The sequence below is a fragment of the Bacillus sp. 7_6_55CFAA_CT2 genome (assembly GCF_000238655.1).
Taxonomy (GTDB): domain Bacteria; phylum Bacillota; class Bacilli; order Bacillales; family Bacillaceae_G; genus Bacillus_A; species Bacillus_A cereus.
This window is the reverse complement of sequence record NZ_JH414710.1, coordinates 884,875-903,040: the sequence shown is the minus strand read 5'-3', so window position 1 is coordinate 903,040 and position 18,166 is coordinate 884,875. Positions and strand designations below refer to the sequence as shown.

Here is an 18,166-nt window from a genome sequence, read left to right as displayed (position 1 = left end):
TAACCTGCTTTCATTCTATATGGAAGATTTATACTGAATGTTAATGCACTGTAAAGATTAAATTAAAAAACTTCTAATAAACTATTTATTTCTATAGATTTTTTCTATAGTTAAAATAAAAAAGGCGGCAATTCATAATGAATCTCTTAAAATTAGAAATTGTAGTACTTATTAAGAAATACCAAAAGCTTACAATCGTTGCAGAAAAACTTGGCGTTAAACAACCAACTATTACTTTTCATATAAAAAGCTTAGAAGAAGAACTCGGTGTGTCTTTATTCGAATTACGTTCTGGAAGGTATTTCTTAACAGAGGCTGGTGAGGCTTTGCACCATTATGCTTGTAAAATAGATGCACTTATGAAAGAAGCTAGACGTGTCACGCAAGAGTTTAAAGATTTTCATAAAGGTGCTATAACAATTGGCGCTAGTTATGTACCAGCGACTTATCTTTTGCCAGCAGTCGTTCATCAATTTCAATGTGAATTTCCCAATATAAAAATAACGCTACTAGTGAAAACAGCCCCTGAAATTCGAATGATGCTACAAAATCACGAAATCGATCTTGGGATAATTTCCGCTGCTCCATTTGATGAACCACTTTTAAAACAAACGAATATAATGCCCGATACACTTGTTCTTGCCTTTTCCAAAGAACATCATTTTTCAAAAAAAGACAATGTATCGTTACAAAATATAGAAAAGGAACGCATACTATTGCATCGTAACCCATCTACAACGAGAGATTTACTTACACAATGGACGTTAGCGCACAACATTACATTCCAATCAGAAATTGAATTAGATTCATTAGAAACGATGAAACAAATTTTAAAATATGGTAATGGAATTGCCTTGATTTCTAAACTTGCTATCGAACAAGAAATACAACGAAATGAGATATGCTATATACCAATCCCTGAATTTGAATTTCAGCGTAATATTTATACGATTCATCATGAGGACAGATGGAATTCTAAAATCATTTCTTTTTTATTACAGAGCATCACTTCATTTGCAACAAAAAATTAAAAGGCTGTCGTTATGCACGACAGCCTTTTAAACTATAAATCTATTTATTTTTCTTTGCCTCAATTTTTGCTTGCGCCTCTTCAGCCTTATCTAATGCTTCTGATACTTTCTTCTCTTTTTCTTTCACTTCATCTATACTATCGACAGCTTTAATAATTTTATCGATTCCCTCTTCTTCTACCTTTCTACGCTTTGCCACTCTTTCATTTACTTTCTCTTCCACATCTTTTGCTTTTTGAAGCATATTCTCTGCATTTGATGTTACAGCTTTTTCAAGTTCATCATCTTTTTTCTTTTGTAACACTTCATTTGCAATGTCTTTCGCTTCTAAATACTTACCGTCTTTTAATGCTGTTGCTCCCTGATCCATTTTCTCAGCAACTTCTTTATATGATTTCGCTTCATTTCCTGATTTCTCTTTTTCTGCTTTTTCGAACCACATTGTTGCATCACTATACTTTTCATCTTTCAATGATTGCATACCTGTTTCAATATATGTGTCATAATTGCTACATCCAGCCATTACGACTAATAGAAAAAGCATAACAAAACTTAATTTTTTCATGCTGTTGTCTCCTTTTCTTTGCAAGCTCACTTTACTTTAACATACATGAAAAAGAGTTTCAAAAACTAAAATACTAATTTAGTCATTTTTATAATGATAAGTCAAATTTTTATTATTTTTAAGCGGACACATCTAGTTGTTTTTTCGCCATATGTTGCTTTACTCCAACTAATACAACTAACAATAAACCTACGCCTAATGTCATCATAACAATGCTAGTTGGCAACATATCTAATAGTAGTCCATATACAATCATACCAAGTGGTGCGATTGCAGTCGCAATTGTTTCAAGTAGGCCAAACACACGCCCTAGGTAGTTCGGATCTGTCGTTTTTTGCATATGTACTTGCATTGGAATGTTTACAATCATAATTGCTATACCAGTTAACATCATAAAAGCAATATAGTAAATAAAACTTGCTACTTTTGGAATGGTAACTAACAACGGAAAGACTGTACATAAACTTAAACCTGCAAACAAAAACAGTCCAGTATAAATTGAACGAAACGGATTATTCACTTCTTTACGCACCGATAAAGCAATCGCACCAATTAACATCCCGACTGCTAACATTCCCTCTACAGTACCAAGTTGCTTTGAAGATAAATGTAATGTATGTACGATAATGTATGGAAGTGCAACGGTTAGACCACACGCAAAAAAGTTTACCCACAATGCTATTTTCATTAAACCATATATTTCATGTTTTCGTTTTATATATGAAAAACCTTCTTTTATACTCGTCAAGAAATGCTCTTTACTCTCAGCCACTTCTTTTTTATATAAATCAAATACAATAAATAATTGCAAAATAACCGCTAAAAAGAATGTAATGCTATTCAACAAAAAGAACGACTGAATTGAAAAGAAACCAAATACAACTCCGCCAATAATCGGCCCTAAAATATTTGATAAAGAAGCCGCCGTTTGATTTAAAGCACTCGCTTTTTGAATACGTCCTTCATCTACTAAACTCGGAATAGACGACGTTAATGCAACGGAATAAAAACTTGCACAAATTGATAATAATGCTGCTGAAATATAAATAAAAAGAAGTGATGGTCCAAATATAGTAGCAAGAATAAACATACTAAGCATCGTTAAACTACTTAATAAATCAGTACCAATGACAAGCCATTTTCGATTGACGCGATCTGCTACAGCACCAGCAATTGGACCACAGATCATCCTTGGAAGTGATCCGCAAACGAGCGTAGTTGCAAACCCCATCCCTGAACCAGTAGTCTTTAATACGTATAACCCCATTGCGAACGTATAAATACTTGCGCCTAATAAAGACGTCATTTTTCCAATCATCATTAAAATGATGTTTCTCGTTGCAATCTTCATTCTTGAATCATGTTGTCCTATACTTATATCTCCCATTTTTGACTCTCTCCCCTTAAAAGTTAAATTGTGTTAAACTTATTATATAATCAATTTTCCGATTTCCACAACATAAAGTTAAATATAATTTAACTTTTTAAATATAAAGGAGCAATAATATGGCAACTCTCGGCGAAAAAATTAAAACATTAAGAAAAGAAAAAAAGCTTACACAAACAGAGCTGGTAGGTTCGGAACTGACAAAAAGTATGCTTAGTCAAATTGAAAATGGAAAAGCTACACCTTCTATGAAAACATTACAATATATTGCTGAAAAACTTGAATGTGAAATGAGCTTTTTATTAGAAGAAGATGAAGGAGAAATTGTAGAACTCATTCAAAAAATGGAGCCATTAATAAAAGCAAAGAAATGCGATGAAGTATACAAAACTTTACTACCTATCGTTCAAACAGAGCTACCTTCTACTTTAAATACAGCTCGCTTATATAAACAGTTCCTAACAGGAGCAGTTATTATGAACGATTATCATATTGAATATTACGTTGAAACTGCTGTTTCTATATTTGAAAAATATACTTTATATCGAGAAAGCACTGAAACGAAACTACTGTTTTACTATATGCTCTTCAAACGTAAAAAATATAAAGAATGTTTACAGATGATTGCTACAATTCGTGATGAATATAAAGCAAAGAATTTAGAAATGGATCTGATTACACATATACAACTATACTTAAAAGAAGCCATTATTTTACTCGCATACGGCAATTATGAAAAATGTGAAAAAGTCATTTTAGATGCACTTGCATTTTCAAAAAAGCATCAAGTGTATTATAAAACAGATGAATTTTACCGGATTTTATCTTACCAAAAAGTCATTACAGCTGATAAAGAACAATATTTATATTACATAAAAAAATCTGAGCAATTTGCCATTTTTACAGAAGATATTCTATCCATCGCAATTATTGATATTTTAAAAGCATACTATTACAACACAATTACTAATGAATATACAATCGCATTAAAACATCTAGAACAATTTCGAGAAAAACTAAAAGATGAACCAATCTTTCAAGACGATGGATTATATTATCTTGAAAAAGGAAAATCTTTGTATGGCTTAAAACGTTATAAGGAAGCTTTGGCAATATTAAAACACGCTACCATACCAGATTATATGAGTCATCCACTTGATCAATCGTGGGTATTAACAGCTGGGTCTTATCGTGCCCTTTGCTATATAGAACTTCAAGATAAAAAATCTGCCTTAAAAGAGGCAAAAGAAGCCGTTCAAGCAATAGATAGCTATCCTGATTCCATCTTCACTTCATTTATTAAAGAAACATTACAAATAATACAAAAACTTTAAGAATGTCTCTAAATGGTATATTATTCCTCTTTTTTAGCAAAGATAATAATGATGGGAGGAATATAAATGAATATTCAACGTGCAATAGAGCTTTCTATGTCAGCAGAACAAGCCAATGTCAATTTTCAAGGCATGCCTGTTATGATTCAACACGTCGATGAAAGCAATGAAACCGCCCGCATATATGAAGTAAAAAACCCAGGACGCGAATTAACTGTTCCAGTTAATAGCTTAGAGGAAATATAAGAAATGCCACTTCTCTTTTGAAGTGGCATTTTTCTTCTTTCAGATTACTTATTATAAAGTTCTTCAATCCTTTATTTTACATGAGCTGAAAAAATAAGAATTTTCTACTTCTTTTCTTTTTGTGACCTGCTAAAATACAAACTATGGATTAATTATTCGTACTATACATTAAGGGGGAAAAATAATGGCATCTAATTTAGAAAAAAACAAGCCTTATTATGCAGTTATATTCACTTCTAATTTATCAAATGATACAACTGACTATAATACCGTTGCCGAAGAAATGGAGAAACTTGCAAAGCAACAATCTGGATTTTTAGGTGTAGAAAGTGCACGAGGTAATTCTGGACTCGGAATAACAATTTCTTATTGGGAATCACTTGATGCGATTGAAAATTGGAAGAAGAACACCTTACATAAAGAAGCGAAAAAAAGAGGTCGTGAGCAATGGTATGAAAACTTCCATCTGCGTATTTGCCTTGTTGAGAAAGAATTTAAGTTTCATAGAGGTAATTTATAACTATGAAGGAAAAATTAGCTCTCGTTATTGTTCATGAAATATATGGTGTGAACGACCATATGCATCACGTTACCCAGCACTTTACTTCATCTCATATAGATGTATTCTGTCCTAATCTTCTACAATCACAACACGCATTTCATTATCGTGATGAAGAAAAAGCATATGAACATTTTGTAAATCATATTGGATTTGATGATGGAAAAAAGCAAATTGAAGAATTCATTTCTCATCTTTCTAGTAGTTATACACATATTGGACTTATCGGCTTTAGTGTTGGAGCTACCATCTCATGGCTATGTAGTAACAATCCGAAAATAGATTTTATTATCGGATGTTACGGTTCTCGTATACGCGACTATGTCCACATAAAGCCTACATGCGCTACATTACTTATATTCCCTGAAAAAGAATCTAGTTTTTCAGTATCCTCTTTAATTCACACATTGCAGCAACAAAAGAATCCTTTATTAGAAATCAAACAACTACACGGTGAACATGGATTTCTAAATCCGTACACTGAAAAATATAACGAGCACTCTACAAAACAAGCATACAATTTAATAGATTCATTTCTTGTAAAGTGAAACTTCAATCAGTGGGGGGGGCATCCCCCACCTAATCTCTTTTCTTACGCTGAGTTTTAAGGTGTGGGTCTTACTGCCCATGCGTGATAAAAACAATCTTATACAGGAGACTCAAAATGACGCTGACATTACTCTTACTTGTTTTCATACTCATTGCCTTTATCTCAGCGCTAACTATCATTTTTATAACCGTAAAAAAAGGGAGATTTTTCAACCGCCTCTACTTACAATCTATTATCGTTTGCATTTTATTTTTTACTAATTGGATCTTATATGTAACAACTTTTTATTCGTTACTTCCCGAGAAAATTAGTGAGTTCATATTCTTACCCATTTGGTTTTTCCTTTGTATTTTAGGTTTTATAACTTTCTGGCGCGAATGGGGAAATAATCGTGTATTCTCCATATGTATCGGTTTTCTTTCCTTGACTAGTTTTTTATTTGGATTATTGTTGTTAGTTCTTTCCGGGATGTAATAGAAGAAGGAAGAAAAGCCAACTTTCAACTTTTCTTCCTTCTATGTTTACCTTTAGTTTTCACTGTCACTGATTCACAAGGTGTATAATATATTTGAGGTGTCGCCTTATCAACAAACATCATAAACGTAATAAAGCCGATAATAAAGAAAATAAATAACGTTAACAAAATTGCTCCTATCGTTAAAAGTATCATAACACCACCCCTATATTTTTCATGTTATTACACTTTTCGCTATGATATGAGTGTAATCCTTTTTAGAAAAGGAAACGTAACAAAATAATCACAATCACTCCCGTTAATACTGTACCTAATAAACTACGAGTATATATCGCTACAAGAAATGTTGGAATTGCTGCAATAAGATAATCCCACTGCATCGTTTCATGCATAAATAAAACTTGTGCTAAAAGCGCTGCTAATATCGCAATTGGTATGTAATTTAACCATTTTAAACCCCAGTCAGGAATTTGTAGTTTGCTAAATACGAGTAGAGGTAAAATACGTGGCACGATTGTAACAGCTCCTGCTGCTAGTAAAAGTAATAATACATCTAATCTCATTTCCATTTTTCAATCAACACTCCAATCGTCGCAGCTAGTAAGGTTGCGATAATAACCGCTATACTATCTGGCATAAATAGGTGTGAAACGTATGCGATAATAATCGCTACAATTGCAACACTTAAATGAATTGCTAGTTTCGGTTTACTACTTATGAGCTGAAGAACAAATAATCCGATAAACATCGCTGGTAATGCATAATCCATGCCGTATGTATGTGGATCTGGTATCCACTCACCAAATAGCCCGCCAATGATAGTGGCAAGAATCCAATTTAAATACGCTGTTACATTAAGCCCTATCATCCATCTTTCACCTAAATATCCTTTTTGCGCAGCATGCTGCACTGCAACGCCGAAAGTTTCATCTGTAATTTGCGAACCGATGATTAGGTTTTTAAATAGAGGAATTTTCGTAAAGTACGGTGCAAGTGCAGCACTCATAAGAAGGTGGCGCAAGTTAACAAAAAATACAGTAAAAATAATTGCGGAAGCAGGAGCACCGGCTGCATACATACCAGCTAATATAAATTGGGCAGAACCTGCATAAATTAAAGTGGACATAAATGCAATTTCAATGATGGAGAAACCAGCTGTTTTTGCAATTACACCAGCTGCTATACCGATGCTCAAGTAACCAAATACAGTTGGTAAACAATCTTTTACTCCTTGCTGAAATGTATCGTCACTCTGCAAAGCTACATGTGCCTGAGCTTTACTCATCTCTATCATCCTCCATTCCTTCTAAAGTTCGTTTTCCTGTTACGACATGAACTAAATCTATATTTTCACGCCATAACGTATCTAACTTATCAGCTCCAAATTCCTTTGTGATTTCTTCAACCATAATATCGTGCCGCACATACTCTGTAGCAACGAGAACTAGCGCTGGGTCATACGTTGTAACGGCCCATGAAGTGCTATCATTTGAGAAGTTCGCAATTAATACTTCCTCTCCATCACGAGCAATAACAGTTAAATGACCACCCATTCTCTTTTCAACAACGTGGGGCGTCATATAATTATGATGAAACGTCGCTCCTATTTTTGTTTCTGGAGCTCCAAATAAGATTGAAAATATATGTACGCCTTCCTCTTCCTTTTGATGAATGTATGGCTCAATTTCATGCACTTGTTCTTCCCATACAGAAATCCATAATTCTTCCTTTGCCCTATTAATTATATTGCATATTTCTTTTAAAACACGATCATTTGAGCGAATATGCGAAATTACATCTATTTGTCGCTCTTGTTCTAAACAATTTAATTTCTCATCTAAAAATTCAAAGGACTTTTCAAAGTCTTTTCGCATTCGATTCATTAATTCGGTAGCTGGTACTGGTACATATTTAACTGGTTCAGAAGGTACAATATGCACCGCTCCTTTATCCATTAACTTACCGAGTACCTCGTAAATCATAGAACGAGGTACTCCTGTTTGTTTACTCACTTCATAGCCTGTTACTGGAGAATGTTTTAACAATCCAATATACGCTTTACATTCATATTGGGAAAATCCCAACTTTTGTAATTCCTTTATAATTTCATCCATCGGTAACCCCTCACAATCTAAATCGCTCTTACTTCAAAACGACGATTTTGCTTCCCTTTACTTTTTACTTTATCAATAACAAGTGTTCCTATTTCACTCGTATTTTTCACATGTGTGCCTCCACAAGCTTGTTCGTCTAAATTTTCAATTGTAACAATGCGGATTTCTTGGATAGTAGTTGGCAGGAGATTTATTGCTGTTTTAATCATTCCTACAGCATTTTCTGCTTCTTCGCGGCTCATATAACGAGTGGAAATTTCTTTATTTTGCTTAATAAGTTTATTCACTTCCTCAACAATTTCTTCTACTTCCACGCTCGATAACTCTTGTAACTCATTAAAATCGATACGTGCTTTATCAGGATAAATTTGATTTCCAGTGCATAGAGCTCCATACTTTTCATAAACAACAGCTCCGATAAGATGCAGTAAAGAGTGATGACGCATTAAATTATGACGTCTTTCCCAATTTATCTCTAATTTAACTGGACCTAACTTTACTTGTGCTTCGTCTTTTATATAGTGAACTATTTCTCCTTGCTCCTTCTTTACTTTTTCAACTTCAAATACAGACCCATCTTGTACAATGACACCCGTATCACATTCCTGTCCTCCACCAGTTGGATAAAAAACTGTTTCTTTTACAAATACTTTATTCCCTTCTACTCTTATCACTTCTGTTTCGCAACTCGTTTTGTATGCATCTTCTAAATATAATGCCGTTGTCATACTCTCACCTCTTTAGTAGTTATAGTTATACCTACTAATATAAAAAAGAAGCTTCATAAAGTCAATTGATAATTCTGAAATTTGAAATTAATAAAAGACTCCTTTATTAGGAGTCCACTATCTCAATATTTCATTCGCTTCTTTTTCATAAATTTTATCAAATGACGTCATAACACGCTGTGATGCTTGAATCATCTTTTGATCTGTCATAAGATCTGCCATCTCTTTCGTCATATCTACATTTGAATTTTCTAGCATATGATTTTTTACTATTCCTGTTCCGTTCGGTAAATTAGCAATGTTTCCTTCTGCTAGTGTAAAGCTTTTGTTTTCACGTTGCACGAGACGTGCATTCGTTTCGGCATCTACTGTTTTTGCTTGTAAACGAGCAATATTATTTTGTGTTACTTCATCATATAATGTACCATCTGCTTGTACAGCAACCTTTGCTCCTTCTGGAATACGAATACGCTCATTATTCTCTCCCATTACGAAAGCACCAGAGGACGTTTGTAAATAACGATCACTATTTAATGTGAAACTACCATCTCTCGTTAAAAACGTTTCATCATTTTTAGAAGTAACGAAAAATGATGTTGTGCCGGCCGCGCCGTCATCTAAAAAGAAATCTGTAGCGCTATTTGTCATTTGTATATTTCCTTGTACTAAATTCACATGCGTTGCAGCTGGTACTACAGCGTAATCGACCGAACCGATATTTGTTACCGCCCCATCTCCGCGGCGATATGTGTCTTGTACATCAAATACTTTAGACGTCATATTTTCTGCTTTAAATCCTGTCGTTTGAGCATTTGCAACGTTATTCGAATGAACATTAATGCGCTGCATGTAATTCATCATGCCCATAGAACCTATATAAAGACCGTTCATATTCGTTTGAATAAGGCAAGCGCCTTATTCTTCACCTCTTTTCTACGATGTTTGTAACATTTGTTTTGCTAAATGTTCAGCTGTAGCGATATGTATATTTTTCTTTATGTCTTGGCCATCTGTCATTAATACAATAGGAGCTGATGATACTGCTGGAATTTTCAACAATTCGCCACTACTTGCTGTTTCATCAAATTTCGTAAACACAATACCATCTATATGAATATCTTTAAAGTTTGTAATAATTTCAATCATATCTTTACTTTTCATTGAAGCTGATAACGTTAAACAAATATAATCTGGTTCTACTTGTCCCATCGTTTCAATCATTTCTTCCACTGTTTCTGACGTACGATAATTTTTCCCTGCTGTATCAATTAAAATATAATCGACGCGTGCTTCTTCTTTAAAATACGTAAGCGCTCTTGTCATTGCAGCTTCATCACGCACAGCAATTACTTCAGATCCAATTGTCTTTACGTTATCTTGCAATTGCTGCACTGTCCCTATGCGCGAATGATCGGTCGTTATAAAACCAACTGTTTTTTTCTTACCGTGAAATTGCCATGCCATTTTCGCAAGTGTCGTCGTTTTACCAACGCCAGTTGGACCTATTAATGCAATTGTTTGTACTTCTTTTTCAAAGACGTTTTCCGTATTAAAATGAGATTTCATATCTTCCAATATGTACCTGATAACTTCTTCTTCCGTAATCATCGTTGCATTTTCAAACTTTATTTTTAACTTTTCAGCATATGCATGAATGAAATATTGTTCCACATCGTTTTGTTCTAGCATCCGAATTACTTTTTGAATAATAAACGGTACAGATTCTTGATTTTCTTTCTTTGGAGCTACTTCTTCTTTCTTTACTGGAACGACTTGTTTCACAACTTTTTTCTTTTTCGTTACTTCCGTTTCTTTCATCGGTTTCACAACGACGATTCCTTTTTCAAACAGCTTTAATAGTTTCTCTTTTTTTCTTGCCCATTCTTCACTATTTCCTGTTTGCATCGCCGCGTATGACATAGAAGTCGTTACGTTTTCTAAATTGTGCAGTACTGATTGAATTCCATTCGCCTTCACAATTTGTTCTGAAGGATCATTCACAACATCCATTAATTGTTCATGAAATTGAGCTGTACTTTCATTCACTTCTTCCTGTTTTTCTTCTGGAAATGCAACTAACATTTCATAATCCTTTTTCCAAAAAAACGGTATATTTCGTTTTACACTTTCATCGACAACGTAATAATAATCTGTACCATATTGGTCAAATAACTTTCGATACAATTCATTTTTCGAAGCTGCTTTTATTCGCATTAACGCTTCTTTCTTTTCTGTACTTTCCATTACTTCACCCCCTACTATTCAATATAGGCAATTTGATCCACAACAATTTCTGGTGCTAATTCACTAATACAAAGTACTTGTGCTTCCACTTGATAACGTTCTAGCAGTCTTACAATCGCAAATCTAAAATCTTTTCTACGTGTTAATAACACTGGTTCTCTTCCCATTAAACGTGCTTGCTTAAAGACGCGCTGCACTTGCTCAACGACACGTGTTTCTAAATCTAAATCCCAGTTTAATAAGTAACCTTGATATGAATTATTCACAACATCCGCATCTAACTCGATTGAATCAGAGAAGAGCGCTGCATATATTTTTCCGTCCGGATTTTTCGCATTTTCACAAATAACTTTTGAAATACATTCACGAACAAATGATGTTACACCATCCACGTGGTTTTGATAAATTTCTTTGCCGTCAATAATACCTTCAATAATTGTTGGTAAATCACGAATAGAAATACCTTCTTTTAGAAGTTGTTTAATAACATTTTGAACAAGTGATAAATCAATTTCTTTTTTCTTAATCTCTTCTAATAGAACGCCATTATCATTTTCAAGCGAGTTAATTAAGTCTTTTACATGTTGGCGCTGAATTAATTCATGAAGATTACGTCTAACGACAACATCTAAATGTGTAATTAATATGCTAAGTGGCTCTAACACTTGATAGCCTTTCATTTGTGCATCTTGCACCATATGCTCTAAAATCCAATATCCATCTTCACCAAAAATTGGATCTTTCGCTGGCTCTGCATCTAAATCAGCCATTACGTTTGGTGTTTTCAGTGCTAATAAATAACCTGATTTTAAAACACCTTCAGCCGCCTTCGCACCTTTAATTCGAATAATGTAACGTCCGCGTGGTCTAAAGCTCGTATTATCTTTAAAGTTAATTCCAGGAACGTTAATACCAAGGTCAGTAATAATTGACTTCCTCATAAGAACAACTTTATCACGCGCTGTTTCCCCGTTAATTTTCTGCTTTACAAGTGCTGCTAAATCTAAACCGAGTTCTACTATAATTGGATATTTATCCGTAAATACTCCAAATGAATCTTCTACTTGTTGCAGTTGCTCATCTTCGCCTTGGATCATTTCTATTTCTTTTTGAAGCTCGTCTTCTTTTTCTTTCTTTATTCGATTTTTATTACGAATTCCTAAGAAGATAATTGTTCCGCCAACGAGTGCGAATGGTAGAAACGGTAGCGGAGTAAAAATACCCATTGCGATAAATAAACCACCGAGCGCATATACAACGACTTCATGCGCTAATAACTCTTTAAAGATACCTTCTGTTACTGTATCTGGTGAGCCGTCAAATACACGCGTTACGATAATACCTGTTGAAATTGCAAGCATTAGCGATCCAATTTGGTTTACGATTCCGTCACCGACAGTTAACTGTGTATAATGAAGAGCCGCATCTGCAAAGCTCATCCCCTGCTGCATCATTCCGACAATTAAACCGAAAATAATGTTTACGAATAAAATGACAATCCCGAAAATAACGTCCCCTTTAATGAACTTTCCGGCACCATCCATCGCCCCATAAAACTCTGTTTCCATATTTAATTTTTTTCGTTTTGCTTGTGCATCTTTTTCTGAAATAATACGCTGGTTTAAATCAGCATCGATAGACATTTGTTTCCCTGGTAAAGAATCAAGTGTAAAACGAGCTGCTACTTCAGCTGTACGAGACGCACCGTTTGCAACAATAAACTGGAATATGATTAATACTGTAAAAATAACGATACCAATTAATAAGTTTCCGCCAATTACGAACTGGCCGAACTCTTCAATAACATGACCTGCATTTCCATCTGTCAAAATCGCTCGCGTCGTCGAAACGTTAATCGATACGCGGAAAATCCCGATTAATAACAACATCGTTGGAAATGACTTTAATTCATCCCACTCGTTAATACTTGTCGCTCGCATATAAATAAGCACTGACATACTTAGTAGAAAAACGATAATGATATCAAGTATAAATGGTGGAAGTGGAATTAAGAGCGCCACTACAAATGACGCTGCTAAAAAGATAGAAAAATAGGTTCTTGCAGACTCTATCTTAAACAAAGAGATCTCCTCCAAACGCGCTATTATACTTCAAGTTCGTTCGTCTGAATTAAATAGCGCATAACTTCAATTACAGCTACGTATAAATCTTCTGGAATCGTCTCATCTTCCTCGACTTGATAATATAAAGAACGAGCAAGCGGACGGTTTTCCACCATTGGTATTTCTTGTTCACGGGCAAGCGTTCGTATATATAACGCGAGCTCATCTTCCCCTTTTGCAACGACAATTGGTGCTGCATCAACGTGTTTATTGTAACGAAGTACGACCGAAATATGAGTCGGGTTGTTTACAATAAACGTTGCGCCATCCATCTTCTTCGCAATTGTTCCTTGCAAGATTGCATGCATAAAGTTTTTTCGTTTCCCTTTTACTTGCGGGTCCCCTTCATTATCTTTATGCTCTTGTTTCACTTCTTCTTTTTTCATCTTAATATCTTGCTCGTACTCCCATTTTTGATAAATGAAATCAATAATAGAAAGAACGATTAAAATAATTAAAATTGCTAAGAAAATAAATTTAATTTGCCTAATAATTTCAGTAAGTGACGCAGTCCAGTTAAATCCAATCATGCTCACGATTTTCTCTAAATTCTTTTTAAAAAGAACGTAAGCGACGTAACCGATTAATCCCATATAAAACAGTGATTTCAAAATATCTACTAAACTTTTACGACTAAACAGTCTCGTGAAATAGTTTTTCGGATTAATACGTGATGCTTTCGGTTTAATGACTTTAGAAGAAAATAGGAACCCGACTTGAATCATATAATTGAATAAATGAAAAGCGTATACGAGTATTAATATCGGAGCCGATACTTTCAGTAATAAAATCCCCATTAAATAAAAATACTCGGTTGAATCTGTATTTTTTCCAATTTGATCAAACAGCACCGCTACGGAGTTCGCAATCTCATACCCTAGCCAATCTCCGAAGAAATAAACGACAACTGCTAATACGAGAATGGAAAATAAATTATTTAAATCTTTACTCCGGGCAATATTCCCTTCTTCACGCGATTTTTTACGCTTCTGCGGGGTGGCCTTTTCTGTTTTATTATCCTTTGCCATGCGCTTCCCCCTACTTCGTTAAGAAAAAGTTAAATAGTTTCGTATACTCTTCAAGTAATACATCCGTCATATTTTTAAACACATAACCGAGCATCGGTACACTCATCGCAATAAACAAAATACCGCACGTAATTTTAATTACGTATGCATTCATAAAAACGTTTAATTGCGGAGCGTTTTTTGCAATTAAAATAAGAACAAAGTTAATGATGAATAAACTTCCCATGAGCGGAAGAGCAATTTCAACCGCTGATGTGATCGCAAATAATAGCGTTGCGAGTAGACTATCTAAGAAACTAGTCGTCAGCAATTTTGAAATCGCCTCTGTATATTGAAACGACTTTAAAATCGTGGCAACGAAATAATTAATGCCGCCAAGTGAAATAAAAATAATGAGAAAAAATATATCAAAAATGGTTGATAGTAAAGTAGACTGTGAGCCCGCATTTACATCAAACAAACTTGCTTGTGATAAACCGATATCAAAGTCTAAAATATGCCCGGCCATTTTAGGAATGTTCCACAGCATTTCTACAATTTTTGAAAGAGATAATCCAATGACAATTTGCGTCGCTGCATAAGCAGCTACATCCCAAACCGTCTTTATATGAGAAACATCAACTTGATCGGCAACTGTAATCGACAGACCGAGCCCAAATGTAACCTTCGCCATAGCTGGAATAGATCGTCCTGAGAAAAACGGTAAAAAATATAAAAATGAAGTAATGCGGCAAAACGCAAAAAACGTCGCCGCCCATAATTCCATATTCATTTCAATTCACCTATCTTAGTACGAACGCAATAGCGATGGGATTTTATCAAATAAATCTAAAATAAGCGTCGTTAACTCTTGGAACATCCACGGACCTAAAATGATAATAACGAGGACAATACTCGCCATTTTCGGTAAAAACGTCAGCGTTTGCTCTTGAATTTGCATCATCGCCATAATGACAGCGATGATAATAACGACAATCATACTTACGCCGGCAACCGGCATTAAAATCATAACCCCTTTATAAAAAAAGGTTTGAAAAATATCTATAATTGGTGACGTATTCATTTATATGACTCCTATCACATAGCATCAAACGCTTCAGGCGACCGTTTTAAACATAATGTCGACGATTTTCGTATATCCACCTAAATATACGAAAACGAGTATTTTAAACGGTAAACTTAAAATCATCGGCGGTACCATCATCATCCCGAGGTACATTAAAAGTGTACTAATAATCAAATCTATAAATACAAACGCTAAATAAATGAACATCCCTGTTAGTAAACCCTTTTGAATTTGCGTTAACGTAAAGGATGGTACGAGCGTAAATAGTGAAAGATCTTTCAAATCTTTCGGCAACTCTTCTCCGCGTACTTTCAGCATCATTTTTAAATCATGCTTATACGTATGCTTTGACATATATTCTTTCATAATAGGAGCTGTCGTTTCCGCAGCTTGACTTACTGTTATTTTCTCTTTCGTCATCGGATCCCACACATCGCTCTTCAGTTGCCCGAGTACAGGCTGCATCGTAAAGAGTGATAAAAATAATGCAAGTCCAACAAGCACTTGGTTTGGTGGTAAATTCATTACCCCAAGTCCTTGACGTGTAATCCCTAGAACGATCATAAAATAAGTAAAATGTGTAAATAATAGAACGATAGAAGAAGATAATGATAAAAGGGTAACGAGCGCAAATAGTTGTACACTTGAATTACTCGTAAACTCTTTTCCATTTTCGAAATTAATAAAACCGTTCGGGGCCGCATACGCTGGATTTACAAAAATAATTGAAAAAACGATAGAAAATACGAAAATAACGGCTAATAATGATAACTGTTTCTTTATTCTCATGATGGATCCTCTACTTTTTTCGTTTCAGTCTTTACCGCGTCTTCTAGTGCTTGTTGAAACTGATTTCCTGTTCCGGTTAATTGCACAGACTGCACACCGTTATTACTAATAACAGTGAACACTTGCTTTCCGTCCACTTCAAATAAAAAGGCACTCGTTTGATGATTTAAATACACGCCGTCTTTTACTTGAATATGTCCATTTTCACCCTGCTTAAAAAACTGCTGTTTGCGCGTCTTTTTCGTCATATAATATGCACCGTAACCGAGCGCACCAAACAGTAAAACGACTTGAAATAAGGTCGTCATATACGACATATGACTCCTCCTCTACTCTTTATCTTGCATTTGACTTTGCGCTTTCATAAGCGCCGCTTGTTTCTTATCAGCTTCAATTTCAGAAATGATAATACCGAATTTCTCGTCCATTACGATTGCTTCACCGATGCCGACTTTCATATTACTTAAATACACATCTACTTTATGTCCTAAGTTTTTCTCTACTTCAAGAACATCGCCAACTTTTAACTGCTTTACATCACCAAGCGTAATAGATGACTTTCCAAGCTTTACACCAAGTTCAATCGAAATATCTGAAACAGTATCAATATGTGCTTTGCCTGCTTCATTTCGCTTTCCTGCAAAATCTTCTAATCCCATTAATGACACAGGAGATACTTCATGCTTCATATGGATCCTCCTACTCTACAAAACTTTTAAATAGGAGCGCCTTACGCGTTCCATCTTTTCCAATAAAACAATTAAATTTATGCTTTCCATCTACATAACCAAGTAATTCATCCGAAACTTTCGTATGAAGCGGAATGATATCGCCTTCTTCAATTTGTTCAATCTCACTCATTGTCATTTTCTGCTCGCCAATTGCAACGTGAACAGGTTTGTACACTTGATTTACTTTCACTTCCACTTCAGACGTATACTTTTTACGCTTGTCTGAAGAATGTTCGACAATATTTTCAGACGTTAACTTATCCATAATTTCTTCAACAGATAAGAATGGAATCCCGATACGCACCGTCGTATTCCAAAAATCTGTTTTCATATTTACGTTAAGTAATGAAATGATATCGCTCGCTGTCGTAATCTTTAGTGCATTCGGATCTGTTTCTGTCGTTACAAATTTCGGTTCAATCGCAACAACACTTTCAAATGATTGCTCTAAATTTTTACAAAGAAGCAAGAATATATTATCAAGCGTTAAAAACTCAAATGCTGTTAACGGTCTGCGCATCGTAAAGTTACGCTTACTATCTCCGCCAAGCCAACATTCATGAATATAAATAACGAATGCTAAATCAATCTCAATAACAATTTCTCCAAGCTCTGGTAAACCGAGATCAATTACACAATATAAATAATAATCTTTCGGCATTTTCTCCACATACTCACTCGTAAATGGAACTTGCTCAACCGTTGAAGGCTCTAGTTCAATTGGAATACGCATACGCGCTGATAACGTCTGTGACGTCTGTTTCCCAAACGTAGAAGCAATCGCTTGCAAACTACGTAAATGCTCAACACCGAACTTCTCTGGTCTATTAAAATCATACTCTTGAAATTTCTCTTGCTTTCCTGCTTCTTGTGCGAAAGCTGGCATTTCCTCGCCTTCATTTACCGCCTTCAGCAGGGCATCAATTTGCTCTTGGCTTAATTTTTCGCCACTCATGACAATCCCCTTCCCTACCTTTTCAATTCAACGATTTCAACGTACATCTTTCCATTCTTCGTCAAAATCTTTCCGGTTCCAATCTCTTCATTCTCAAGCATAAGACGCACCGTATTTTTCGTTGAATTTTCAAGACGATACAATGTACCTTTCGTAATATGAAGCAGATCTTCAATTTTCTTTTTCGTATTTCCGATTTCAAAATAAATTGTTAACGGAATATCATCTTGTAATTTCAAAT

General features: G+C 34.8%; 24 protein-coding genes. 6 read left to right on the top strand and 18 right to left on the bottom strand.

The genetic code is table 11. The features are described 5' to 3' along the window. The first annotated feature begins 137 nt into the window (after nt 1-137). Nucleotides 138-1,031 carry a LysR substrate-binding domain-containing protein gene (locus tag HMPREF1014_RS20360; protein ID WP_001050632.1) on the top strand — a complete coding sequence of 298 codons (894 nt, stop codon included), beginning with the start codon at nt 138-140 and terminating at the stop codon, nt 1,029-1,031. Nucleotides 1,032-1,071: 40 nt separating this feature from the next. On the opposite strand, the gene HMPREF1014_RS20355 is transcribed toward HMPREF1014_RS20360, so the two are convergent. After that, entirely contained in the window at nt 1,072-1,596 is a 525-nt protein-coding gene (locus HMPREF1014_RS20355) for a COG3014 family protein (protein ID WP_000736441.1), read from the bottom strand. A 118-nt stretch (nt 1,597-1,714) separates the two neighbouring features. Beyond that, complete coding sequence (locus HMPREF1014_RS20350) at nt 1,715-2,983, bottom strand: MFS transporter (RefSeq protein WP_000502482.1); 1,269 nt, start codon at nt 2,981-2,983, stop codon at nt 1,715-1,717. A gap of 119 nt (nt 2,984-3,102) precedes the next feature. Between HMPREF1014_RS20350 and HMPREF1014_RS20345 the strand changes: the two genes are divergently transcribed. From HMPREF1014_RS20345 to HMPREF1014_RS20325, 5 genes are all read left to right on the top strand, one after another. Next, on the top strand, nt 3,103-4,317 hold the full coding sequence (locus tag HMPREF1014_RS20345; RefSeq protein ID WP_000212387.1) for a helix-turn-helix domain-containing protein: 1,215 nt from the start codon (nt 3,103-3,105) through the stop codon (nt 4,315-4,317). 66 nt (nt 4,318-4,383) lie between these two features. Then, nucleotides 4,384-4,563 (top strand): H-type small acid-soluble spore protein, encoded by a 180-nt coding sequence (locus HMPREF1014_RS20340; RefSeq protein ID WP_001025731.1) that lies wholly within the window; start codon nt 4,384-4,386, stop codon nt 4,561-4,563. A 184-nt stretch (nt 4,564-4,747) separates the two neighbouring features. Then, the gene (locus HMPREF1014_RS20335; protein WP_000157879.1) at nt 4,748-5,083 is read left to right on the top strand and encodes an antibiotic biosynthesis monooxygenase family protein; all 336 of its coding nucleotides are present in this window, start codon (nt 4,748-4,750) and stop codon (nt 5,081-5,083) included. 2 nt (nt 5,084-5,085) lie between these two features. Continuing rightward, nucleotides 5,086-5,670, top strand: coding sequence for a dienelactone hydrolase family protein (locus HMPREF1014_RS20330; RefSeq protein WP_000660124.1), 585 nt, complete (start codon nt 5,086-5,088; stop codon nt 5,668-5,670). Between the two features lie 116 nt (nt 5,671-5,786). After that, nucleotides 5,787-6,146, top strand: a complete 360-nt coding sequence (locus tag HMPREF1014_RS20325; RefSeq protein ID WP_025967106.1) for a hypothetical protein — start codon at nt 5,787-5,789, stop codon at nt 6,144-6,146. 25 nt (nt 6,147-6,171) lie between these two features. Here the strand turns inward: HMPREF1014_RS20325 and HMPREF1014_RS20320 are convergent, their stop codons facing one another. The 16 genes from HMPREF1014_RS20320 to HMPREF1014_RS20245 form a co-directional block, all read right to left on the bottom strand. Then, nucleotides 6,172-6,342 carry a DUF3951 domain-containing protein gene (locus tag HMPREF1014_RS20320; protein WP_000602236.1) on the bottom strand — a complete coding sequence of 57 codons (171 nt, stop codon included), beginning with the start codon at nt 6,340-6,342 and terminating at the stop codon, nt 6,172-6,174. Nucleotides 6,343-6,404: 62 nt separating this feature from the next. After that, entirely contained in the window at nt 6,405-6,716 is a 312-nt protein-coding gene (locus HMPREF1014_RS20315) for an AzlD domain-containing protein (protein WP_000425938.1), read from the bottom strand. After that, the gene (locus tag HMPREF1014_RS20310) at nt 6,707-7,432 is read right to left on the bottom strand and encodes an AzlC family ABC transporter permease (protein ID WP_000030478.1); all 726 of its coding nucleotides are present in this window, start codon (nt 7,430-7,432) and stop codon (nt 6,707-6,709) included. The genes HMPREF1014_RS20315 and HMPREF1014_RS20310 overlap by 10 nt, the downstream gene beginning before the upstream one ends. Then, a complete protein-coding gene (locus HMPREF1014_RS20305) occupies nt 7,425-8,261 on the bottom strand; it encodes a TrmB family transcriptional regulator (RefSeq protein WP_000343357.1) in 837 nt (278 codons plus the stop codon). The genes HMPREF1014_RS20310 and HMPREF1014_RS20305 overlap by 8 nt, the downstream gene beginning before the upstream one ends. Before the next feature lie 17 nt (nt 8,262-8,278). Continuing rightward, a complete protein-coding gene (locus HMPREF1014_RS20300; RefSeq protein ID WP_000205398.1) occupies nt 8,279-8,989 on the bottom strand; it encodes an alanyl-tRNA editing protein in 711 nt (236 codons plus the stop codon). A 117-nt stretch (nt 8,990-9,106) separates the two neighbouring features. Then, nucleotides 9,107-9,880: a flagellar basal-body rod protein FlgG gene (locus HMPREF1014_RS20295; RefSeq protein ID WP_001013933.1), complete on the bottom strand. Its 774-nt coding sequence runs from the start codon at nt 9,878-9,880 to the stop codon at nt 9,107-9,109. 42 nt (nt 9,881-9,922) lie between these two features. Beyond that, the gene (flhF, locus tag HMPREF1014_RS20290; protein ID WP_000446186.1) at nt 9,923-11,233 is read right to left on the bottom strand and encodes a flagellar biosynthesis GTPase FlhF; all 1,311 of its coding nucleotides are present in this window, start codon (nt 11,231-11,233) and stop codon (nt 9,923-9,925) included. A gap of 14 nt (nt 11,234-11,247) precedes the next feature. Continuing rightward, nucleotides 11,248-13,314 carry a flagellar biosynthesis protein FlhA gene (gene flhA / locus HMPREF1014_RS20285; protein ID WP_000472585.1) on the bottom strand — a complete coding sequence of 689 codons (2,067 nt, stop codon included), beginning with the start codon at nt 13,312-13,314 and terminating at the stop codon, nt 11,248-11,250. Nucleotides 13,315-13,337: 23 nt separating this feature from the next. Further along, nucleotides 13,338-14,384: a flagellar type III secretion system protein FlhB gene (gene flhB / locus HMPREF1014_RS20280; protein ID WP_001040114.1), complete on the bottom strand. Its 1,047-nt coding sequence runs from the start codon at nt 14,382-14,384 to the stop codon at nt 13,338-13,340. 10 nt (nt 14,385-14,394) lie between these two features. Beyond that, nucleotides 14,395-15,156, bottom strand: coding sequence for a flagellar biosynthetic protein FliR (locus HMPREF1014_RS20275; protein ID WP_001055702.1), 762 nt, complete (start codon nt 15,154-15,156; stop codon nt 14,395-14,397). A gap of 15 nt (nt 15,157-15,171) precedes the next feature. Beyond that, nucleotides 15,172-15,447: a flagellar biosynthetic protein FliQ gene (locus tag HMPREF1014_RS20270; RefSeq protein ID WP_001098085.1), complete on the bottom strand. Its 276-nt coding sequence runs from the start codon at nt 15,445-15,447 to the stop codon at nt 15,172-15,174. Nucleotides 15,448-15,480: 33 nt separating this feature from the next. Beyond that, nucleotides 15,481-16,239 carry a flagellar type III secretion system pore protein FliP gene (locus tag HMPREF1014_RS20265; RefSeq protein ID WP_001220582.1) on the bottom strand — a complete coding sequence of 253 codons (759 nt, stop codon included), beginning with the start codon at nt 16,237-16,239 and terminating at the stop codon, nt 15,481-15,483. Further along, a complete protein-coding gene (locus HMPREF1014_RS20260; protein WP_000121178.1) occupies nt 16,236-16,556 on the bottom strand; it encodes a hypothetical protein in 321 nt (106 codons plus the stop codon). Before HMPREF1014_RS20260 ends, HMPREF1014_RS20265 begins: the two co-directional genes overlap by 4 nt. A 12-nt stretch (nt 16,557-16,568) precedes the next feature. Further along, nucleotides 16,569-16,928, bottom strand: a complete 360-nt coding sequence (fliN, locus tag HMPREF1014_RS20255; protein ID WP_000680010.1) for a flagellar motor switch protein FliN — start codon at nt 16,926-16,928, stop codon at nt 16,569-16,571. 10 nt (nt 16,929-16,938) lie between these two features. Further along, on the bottom strand, nt 16,939-17,925 hold the full coding sequence (gene fliM / locus HMPREF1014_RS20250) for a flagellar motor switch protein FliM (protein ID WP_000012360.1): 987 nt from the start codon (nt 17,923-17,925) through the stop codon (nt 16,939-16,941). Nucleotides 17,926-17,939: 14 nt separating this feature from the next. Further along, nucleotides 17,940-18,164 carry a flagellar motor switch protein FliN gene (locus tag HMPREF1014_RS20245; RefSeq protein ID WP_000775712.1) on the bottom strand — a complete coding sequence of 75 codons (225 nt, stop codon included), beginning with the start codon at nt 18,162-18,164 and terminating at the stop codon, nt 17,940-17,942. Nucleotides 18,165-18,166: the final 2 nt, after the last annotated feature.

Excerpts from the sequence above, each read along its gene's own strand:
- HMPREF1014_RS20330 (WP_000660124.1), top strand. The coding sequence starts at position 5,086 with ATGAAGGAAAAATTAGCTCTCGTTATTGTTCATGAAATATATGGTGTG.
- HMPREF1014_RS20295 (WP_001013933.1), bottom strand. The coding sequence starts at position 9,880 with ATGAACGGTCTTTATATAGGTTCTATGGGCATGATGAATTACATGCAG.
- HMPREF1014_RS20350 (WP_000502482.1), bottom strand. The coding sequence starts at position 2,983 with ATGGGAGATATAAGTATAGGACAACATGATTCAAGAATGAAGATTGCA.
- HMPREF1014_RS20335 (WP_000157879.1), top strand. The coding sequence starts at position 4,748 with ATGGCATCTAATTTAGAAAAAAACAAGCCTTATTATGCAGTTATATTC.
- HMPREF1014_RS20305 (WP_000343357.1), bottom strand. The coding sequence starts at position 8,261 with ATGGATGAAATTATAAAGGAATTACAAAAGTTGGGATTTTCCCAATAT.
- flhF (WP_000446186.1), bottom strand. The coding sequence starts at position 11,233 with ATGGAAAGTACAGAAAAGAAAGAAGCGTTAATGCGAATAAAAGCAGCT.
- HMPREF1014_RS20265 (WP_001220582.1), bottom strand. The coding sequence starts at position 16,239 with ATGAGAATAAAGAAACAGTTATCATTATTAGCCGTTATTTTCGTATTT.
- HMPREF1014_RS20345 (WP_000212387.1), top strand. The coding sequence starts at position 3,103 with ATGGCAACTCTCGGCGAAAAAATTAAAACATTAAGAAAAGAAAAAAAG.
- HMPREF1014_RS20325 (WP_025967106.1), top strand. The coding sequence starts at position 5,787 with ATGACGCTGACATTACTCTTACTTGTTTTCATACTCATTGCCTTTATC.
- HMPREF1014_RS20260 (WP_000121178.1), bottom strand. The coding sequence starts at position 16,556 with ATGTCGTATATGACGACCTTATTTCAAGTCGTTTTACTGTTTGGTGCG.
- HMPREF1014_RS20310 (WP_000030478.1), bottom strand. The coding sequence starts at position 7,432 with ATGAGTAAAGCTCAGGCACATGTAGCTTTGCAGAGTGACGATACATTT.
- fliN (WP_000680010.1), bottom strand. The coding sequence starts at position 16,928 with ATGAAGCATGAAGTATCTCCTGTGTCATTAATGGGATTAGAAGATTTT.
- HMPREF1014_RS20275 (WP_001055702.1), bottom strand. The coding sequence starts at position 15,156 with ATGAATATGGAATTATGGGCGGCGACGTTTTTTGCGTTTTGCCGCATT.
- HMPREF1014_RS20320 (WP_000602236.1), bottom strand. The coding sequence starts at position 6,342 with ATGATACTTTTAACGATAGGAGCAATTTTGTTAACGTTATTTATTTTC.
- HMPREF1014_RS20315 (WP_000425938.1), bottom strand. The coding sequence starts at position 6,716 with ATGGAAATGAGATTAGATGTATTATTACTTTTACTAGCAGCAGGAGCT.
- flhB (WP_001040114.1), bottom strand. The coding sequence starts at position 14,384 with ATGGCAAAGGATAATAAAACAGAAAAGGCCACCCCGCAGAAGCGTAAA.
- HMPREF1014_RS20355 (WP_000736441.1), bottom strand. The coding sequence starts at position 1,596 with ATGAAAAAATTAAGTTTTGTTATGCTTTTTCTATTAGTCGTAATGGCT.
- HMPREF1014_RS20270 (WP_001098085.1), bottom strand. The coding sequence starts at position 15,447 with ATGAATACGTCACCAATTATAGATATTTTTCAAACCTTTTTTTATAAA.
- HMPREF1014_RS20300 (WP_000205398.1), bottom strand. The coding sequence starts at position 8,989 with ATGACAACGGCATTATATTTAGAAGATGCATACAAAACGAGTTGCGAA.
- HMPREF1014_RS20360 (WP_001050632.1), top strand. The coding sequence starts at position 138 with ATGAATCTCTTAAAATTAGAAATTGTAGTACTTATTAAGAAATACCAA.
- HMPREF1014_RS20340 (WP_001025731.1), top strand. The coding sequence starts at position 4,384 with ATGAATATTCAACGTGCAATAGAGCTTTCTATGTCAGCAGAACAAGCC.
- fliM (WP_000012360.1), bottom strand. The coding sequence starts at position 17,925 with ATGAGTGGCGAAAAATTAAGCCAAGAGCAAATTGATGCCCTGCTGAAG.